Annotated in this window: 5 protein-coding genes; 4 read left to right on the top strand and 1 reads right to left on the bottom strand. The window is 75.8% G+C overall.

The features are described from left to right. Positions 1 to 183, top strand: a 183-nt coding sequence (locus ABT300_RS40190; RefSeq protein WP_351686574.1) for a methionine adenosyltransferase domain-containing protein, incomplete at its 5' end; no start/stop codon positions are given. 267 nt (positions 184 to 450) lie between these two features. After that, positions 451 to 2,631, top strand: coding sequence for a primosomal protein N' (locus ABT300_RS40185; protein WP_351686997.1), 2,181 nt, complete (start codon positions 451 to 453; stop codon positions 2,629 to 2,631). A 211-nt stretch (positions 2,632 to 2,842) separates the two neighbouring features. Here ABT300_RS40185 and ABT300_RS40180 read toward each other — a convergent pair whose 3' ends face one another. Further along, a complete protein-coding gene (locus ABT300_RS40180) occupies positions 2,843 to 3,391 on the bottom strand; it encodes a hypothetical protein (protein ID WP_351686994.1) in 549 nt (182 codons plus the stop codon). A gap of 221 nt (positions 3,392 to 3,612) precedes the next feature. Here ABT300_RS40180 and fmt point away from each other — a divergent pair, with 221 nt between their 5' ends. Together fmt and ABT300_RS40170 are read left to right on the top strand one after the other, a co-directional pair. Continuing rightward, positions 3,613 to 4,545, top strand: coding sequence for a methionyl-tRNA formyltransferase (gene fmt, locus ABT300_RS40175; protein WP_351686991.1), 933 nt, complete (start codon positions 3,613 to 3,615; stop codon positions 4,543 to 4,545). Between the two features lie 189 nt (positions 4,546 to 4,734). Next, the gene (locus ABT300_RS40170; protein WP_351686988.1) at positions 4,735 to 6,162 is read left to right on the top strand and encodes an RsmB/NOP family class I SAM-dependent RNA methyltransferase; all 1,428 of its coding nucleotides are present in this window, start codon (positions 4,735 to 4,737) and stop codon (positions 6,160 to 6,162) included. The last annotated feature ends 87 nt before the right edge of the window (positions 6,163 to 6,249 follow it).

The following is a 6,249-nucleotide window of genomic DNA, read 5'->3' as shown; positions in this document are numbered from 1 at the left end:
ATCGAGAAGGCCATCGACGACGTCTTCGACCTGCGCCCGGCCGCGATCATCCGCGATCTCGACCTGCTGCGCCCGATCTACGCCCAGACCGCCGCCTACGGCCACTTCGGCCGCGAGCTGCCCGACTTCACGTGGGAGCGCACCGACCGCGTGGACGCGCTGCGCAAGGCCGCAGGCCTGTAGGGCACTACGTTCGAACACGCCCTGGCACGCGGTCGCCACGGCGACGCACCGAGGCCCGGCCCTCCCTACGGGGGCCGGGCCTCGCTGCGTGCCGTGCGCGTCGCCGCCCGGACACCGTCCCAAGGCCCCCGTGACCTCCGTGTCCTTCTGCGGCCTTCCACGAGCCGCCGAAACGACTCGTGCCGGGCCGGCTCGAACTCGGGGGGCCGGCTTCAGGTCGCCTACGGGCGCCCTTGGTTGTCAGTGCGGTTTGGTAAGAATGCAGGTGTGATCAGCGAGGACGGGCAGGGGGGCGGTGGTGCGGCCGGGGAGGGCGCGCCGCCGGAGCAGCTCGCGCTGATCCGGGAGAGCGTCCGCCAGGCCAAGGCCCCGCGGGCCAAGCCCCGGACCTGGCGGGGGGCCGCGCTGGCCGAGGAGCTGCCGGTCGCGCGGGTGCTCGTCGACAAGGGCGTGCTGCATCTGGACCGGTACTTCGACTACGCCGTGCCGGCCGAACTCGACGCCGACGCCCAGCCGGGAGTGCGGGTGCGGGTCCGCTTCGGAGCGGGGCGCGGGAGGGTGCGGGAAGGACGTCGCGAGGGCGGGGGCCTGATCGACGGCTTCCTCGTCGAGCGGCGCGCCGCGTCCGACTACTCCGGGCCGCTCGCGGCGCTCGCCCAGGTGGTGTCGCCCGAACGGGTGCTGAGCCAGGAGCTGCTGGGGCTGGCCCGGGCCGTCGCCGACCGGTACGCCGGGAGTCTGGCCGACGTGCTGCAGCTCGCCGTCCCTCCGCGCAACGCCCGCGCCGAGCAGCGGCCCTCGCCCGAGCCGTTGCCGCCGCCCGCCCCGCCGGCGGCCGGCTCCTGGGACCGGTACGAGCGCGGGGGCGCGTTCCTGGAGTCCCTGGCGTCCGGCGGCGCGCCGCGCGCGGTGTGGAACGCGCTGCCGGGGCCCGAGTGGAGCGAGGAGCTGGCGCGGGCGGTCGCCGCGACACTCGCCTCGGGCCGCGGAGCGCTGGTCGTCGTCCCCGACGGACGGGCCGCCGCCCGGGTCGACGCGGCGCTGACGGCGGTGCTCGGGCCGGGGCGGCACGCCCTGCTCACCGCGGACGCCGGTCCCGAGAAGCGGTACCGGGAGTGGCTCGCCGTGCGGCGCGGGTCCGTGCGGGCGGTCGTCGGGACCCGCGCCGCGATGTTCGCGCCGGTCCAGGACCTCGGGCTGCTCGCCCTCTGGGACGACGGGGACGACAGCCACAGCGAGCTGCACGCGCCGCAGCCCCACGCGCGGGAGGTGCTGCTGCTGAGGGCGGCTCAGGACAGGTGCGGGTTCCTGATGGGCGGCTGGAGCTGCACCGTGGAGGGCGCGCAGCTCGTCGAGAGCGGATGGGCCCGGCCGTTGGTCGCCCCGCGGGAGCAGGTGCGGCGCACCGCTCCGCTGGTGCGGACCGTGGGTGACCAGGATCTCGCCCGGGACGAGGCGGCCCGGGCCGCCCGGCTGCCGACCCTCGCCTGGCAGGCGGTCCGCGAGGGACTGAAGACCGGTCCGGTGCTGGTCCAGGTGCCCCGGCGCGGGTACGTGCCGCGGACGGCTTGTGCGCAGTGCCGTGCCGCCGCCCGGTGCCGGCACTGTTCCGGACCGCTGGAGGCGCGGGACGGCGGCGCTCTGTGGTGCGGCTGGTGCGGGCGTGAGGAGGGCGCCTGGCACTGTCCCGAGTGCGGCTCGTTCCGCCTGCGGGCTCAGGTCGTGGGCGCACGGCGGACGGCGGAGGAGCTGGGGCGGGCGTTCCCCGCCGTTCCGGTGCGGACGTCGGGGCGCGAGCACGTGCTGGACACCGTGCCGGGGGCGCCGGCGCTCGTGGTGTCCACGCCGGGGGCCGAGCCGGTCGCCGAGGGCGGGTACGCGGCGGCCCTGCTGCTGGACGGCTGGGCCATGCTGGGCCGGCCCGACCTGCGGGCCGGAGAGGACGCGCTGCGCCGCTGGGTCGCCGCCGCCGCCCTGGTGCGGCCGCAGGGCGACGGCGGGACGGTGGTCGTCGTCGCCGAGCCGACGCTGCGGCCGGTTCAGGCGCTGGTGCGCTGGGATCCCGTGGGACACGCGGTGCGGGAGCTCGCCGAGCGGGCCGAGCTGGGCTTTCCGCCGGTGTCGCGGATGGCGGCCGTGTCGGGCGCGGCGGAGGCGGTGACCGGGTTCCTCGCCGCCGTGGATCTGCCCGGCGAGGCAGAGGTGCTGGGACCGGTCCCGGTGCCGCCCGAGCCGGCCGGGCGGCCCCGCCGTCCGGGGGCGCCGCCGCCCGGGGAGCAGTGGGAGCGGGCGCTGATCCGGGTGCCGCCGGGGAGCGGAGCCGCGCTCGCCGCCGCGTTGAAGGCTGCGCAGGCGACACGGATGGCCAGGACGGGCGGCGCGGGGCGTTCCGGACGGGGCGCGGACGAGACCGTCCGGGTGCGGATCGACCCGCCCGACATCGGGTGAGGCTCGCCTCCGGCAGGTGGCCGGGAATGTGCGGGTCGATCCGGGTGACCGTCCCTGGGGGCTGCGCCCCCAGACCCCGCTTTCGGCCCTGAAGGGGCCCCGTCCTCAAACGCCGGACGGGCTGGATGGTGCGGACGGCGCCGGATCGTGCGGCTGCCCTCTCGGGTGCGGCCGAGAGGGCAGGTGGGGTGGGGGAGGTGCGGTGGTCGCGTCAGCCGTTGCGCGGGCCGGGGAAGGCGGTCGGTCTCACCTCGTCGCGCAGGGACGGGCTGCCGGCGGTCGGCTGGGTCGGCATCGAGCGGGCGGCGGGGACCGTGGGAACGGTGGGGATGCTCGTGGTCACGCTGACCGTGCGCGCGCCGGCCGGTTCCGTCGGCCGCTCCGCCTCGACGGTGGCCGCCTGGGCGGCGGCCGCGCGGCGGGCGCCGTAACGGCGGTGCACCGCCTGCTTGGTGACCCCGAGCGCAGAGCCCACCGCGTCCCAGGAGAAACCCAGCGAACGGTCGAAGTCCACCGCCGCGGTCACCAGCGTCTCGACGCTGTCCCGCAGTTCCTGGGCGAGGCGGACCGTCGGGGCGGGGGCGCGCCCGTAGACGACGAAGCCCGTGGAGGGGCCGGAGCGGCGGGGGCGGTAGACGTTGCCCAGCTGCGCGGTGAGGGTGCGCAGTGCGTCCACCTGCCGGCGGACGCGCTCGATGTCCCGCACCAGCAAGTGCAGGCTGGCCCGGGCCTGGGCGTCGTGGGTTGCATGGTCGGCCATGAACAAGCCTCTCGAACCGGCGTTGAAGAAGGTGTGTCAACTCTTTCTTGACCAACGCGGGTTCGCTCCGCTGGTCACGGTGTGGGGGCGTATGGGCATATGCGTACGCCCCCCGTCGGGCCGGGTCGGGCCGGGTCGGGAGGCCGGGTCGCCGGGCTTCGGGGGCGGCATAAACTTGTGCGTTGCCCGTCGTTCGTCCTTTCGAGAGGCGCCGCCCACTCATGAAGCTCGTCTTCGCCGGTACCCCCGAGGTCGCCGTTCCCGCCCTGGACGCTCTCATCGCCTCCGGGCGGCACGAGGTGGCCGCTGTCGTCACGCGACCCGACGCGCCGTCCGGGCGGGGACGCAGGCTGGTCGCCTCGCCCGTGGCCCAGCGGGCCGAGGAGGCCGGCATCGAGGTGCTGAAGCCCGTGAGGCCGCGGGAGCCGGAGTTCCTGGAGCGGTTGCGGCAGATCGCGCCCGACTGCTGTCCCGTCGTGGCCTACGGGGCGTTGCTGCCCCGGGTGGCGCTGGACGTCCCGGCGCGCGGATGGGTCAACCTGCACTTCTCGCTGCTGCCCGCCTGGCGCGGCGCCGCTCCGGTGCAGCACGCCGTCATGGCCGGCGACGAGATCACCGGCGCCTCCACCTTCCTCATCGAGGAAGGGCTCGACTCCGGGCCGGTGTACGGGACGGTCACGGAGGAGATCCGCCCCACCGACACCAGCGGGGACCTGCTCACCCGGCTCGCCTTCGCCGGGAGCGGGCTCCTCGCCGCGACCATGGACGGGATCGAGGACGGCGCCATCGAGGCGGTGCCGCAGCCCGCCGACGGGATCACCCTCGCGCCGAAGATCACCGTCGAGGACGCCCAGGTCGACTGGGCCGCGCCGGCCCTGCGCGTCGACCGCGTGGTGAGGGGCTGCACCCCGGCTCCCGGTGCGTGGACCACCTTCCGCGGCGAGCGGCTCAAGCTCATCCAGGTCCGGCCCGTCCCCGAGCGGACCGACCTGGCTCCGGGCGCGCTCGCCGTCGGCAAGAACAGCGTGCACGTCGGCACCGGCTCGTACGCCGTCGAGCTGCTGTGGGTGCAGGCGCAGGGGAAGAAGCCGATGCGGGCCGCCGACTGGGCGCGGGGCGTCCGGATCGGGGACGAAGAGGCCGTCGGGGCGTAACCCCGGCAGCCGACGTACGCTGGACGCACCGTTCTCCCCCGTCCGTCCCTCCCTCTCGGCGCGCCCTCGCCGACGTCCCCTGCCGGTGCGGCGCGCCGCACCGAGCCGCCGCGCTCCGCCTCCTTCGCGACACCCGTTTCTCGACTTCTCGACGCACCTTCCCCTTCTGCCATCCGGAGCACCTTTCTCGTGACCGAGCAGCCCCAACGTCCCCGTAAGCCGGGCAAGCCCTACCGCCGGCCCCAGAAGGACCCCGTCCGTCTGCTGGCCTTCGAGGCCCTGCGTGCCGTGGACGAACGGGACGCCTACGCCAACCTCGTGCTGCCGCCGCTGCTGCGCAAGGCACGCGAGAAGGAAGGGCCCGAGAAGTTCGACGGGCGCGACGCGGCCCTCGCCACCGAGCTGGTGTACGGGACGCTGCGTCGGCAGGGGACGTACGACGCCGTCCTCTCCGCGTGCGTCGACCGGCCGCTGCGCGAGGTGGATCCACCCGTCCTCGACGTCCTGAGCCTCGGGGTGCACCAGCTGCTGGGGACGCGCATCCCGACCCACGCGGCCGTGTCCGCCTCGGTGGACCTCGCGCGGGTCGTGCTCGGCGACGGGCGCGCCAAGTTCGTCAACGCCGTGCTGCGCAAGGTCGCCCAGCACGATCTGGACGAGTGGATCGAGAAGGTCGCGCCGCCCTACGAAGACGACCCCGAGGACCACCTCGCCGTCGTGCACTCGCACCCGCGCTGGGTGGTCTCCGCGCTGTGGGACTCCCTGGGCGGCGGGCGGGCCGGCATCGAGGACCTGCTGGAGGCCGACAACGAGCGGCCCGAGGTGACGCTCGTCGCCCGGCCCGGCCGCGCCACGACCGAGGAGCTGCTCCAGGAGGACGCGGCGGTCGCCGGGCGCTGGTCGCCGTACGCCGTGCGGCTCACCGAGGGCGGCGAGCCCGGCGCCATCGACGCCGTGCGGGACGGGCGGGCGGGGGTGCAGGACGAGGGCAGTCAGCTCGTGGCGCTGGCCCTGGCCGCCGCGCCGCTCGACGGTCCGGACGCGAAGTGGCTGGACGGCTGTGCCGGACCCGGCGGCAAGGCGGCGCTGCTCGCCGCTCTCGCCGCCGAGCGGGGAGCCGTCCTGCTCGCCGCCGAGAAGCAGCCGCACCGGGCGGGACTGGTCGCCAAGGCCCTGGCCGGCAATCCGGGGCCCTCGCAGGTCATCGCCGCGGACGGCACGCGTCCGCCGTGGCGTCCCGGGTCCTTCGACCGGGTGCTGATGGACGTGCCGTGCACCGGTCTCGGCGCGCTGCGCAGGAGGCCCGAGGCGCGGTGGCGGCGCCGGCCGGAGGACCTCGACGGGTTCGCCCCCCTCCAGCGCGGACTGCTGCGGACCGCGCTGGAGTCCGTCCGGGTCGGCGGCGTGGTCGGGTACGCCACCTGCTCGCCGCATCTCGCCGAGACCCGGGCCGTGGTGTCCGACGTCCTCAAGCAGTACCCGCAGGCCGAGCTGATCGACGCGCGGCCGCTGCTGCCGGGCGTGCCGACGCTGGGCGAGGGGCCGGACGTCCAGCTGTGGCCGCATCTGCACGGCACCGACGCCATGTACCTGGCATTGATCAGGAAGACGGGCTGAACTCCGCACGAGGCGTGCCGGGGGCGGAAGCCGGCCGAGATCCGGACGGGGTCACGCGAAGGGCCGGCCGCACACCATGGGGTGTGC

It is taken from the genome of Streptomyces sp. NPDC001027 (assembly GCF_040299045.1).
Taxonomy (GTDB): Bacteria; Actinomycetota; Actinomycetes; order Streptomycetales; family Streptomycetaceae; genus Streptomyces.
Note: the sequence above shows the minus strand (reverse complement) of the source record. Positions and strands in the feature narration are given on the sequence as shown.

Coding starts and splice junctions, on each gene's coding strand:
- ABT300_RS40180 (WP_351686994.1), bottom strand. CDS start 3,391: ATGGCCGACCATGCAACCCACGACGCCCAGGCCCGGGCCAGCCTGCAC.
- fmt (WP_351686991.1), top strand. CDS start 3,613: ATGAAGCTCGTCTTCGCCGGTACCCCCGAGGTCGCCGTTCCCGCCCTG.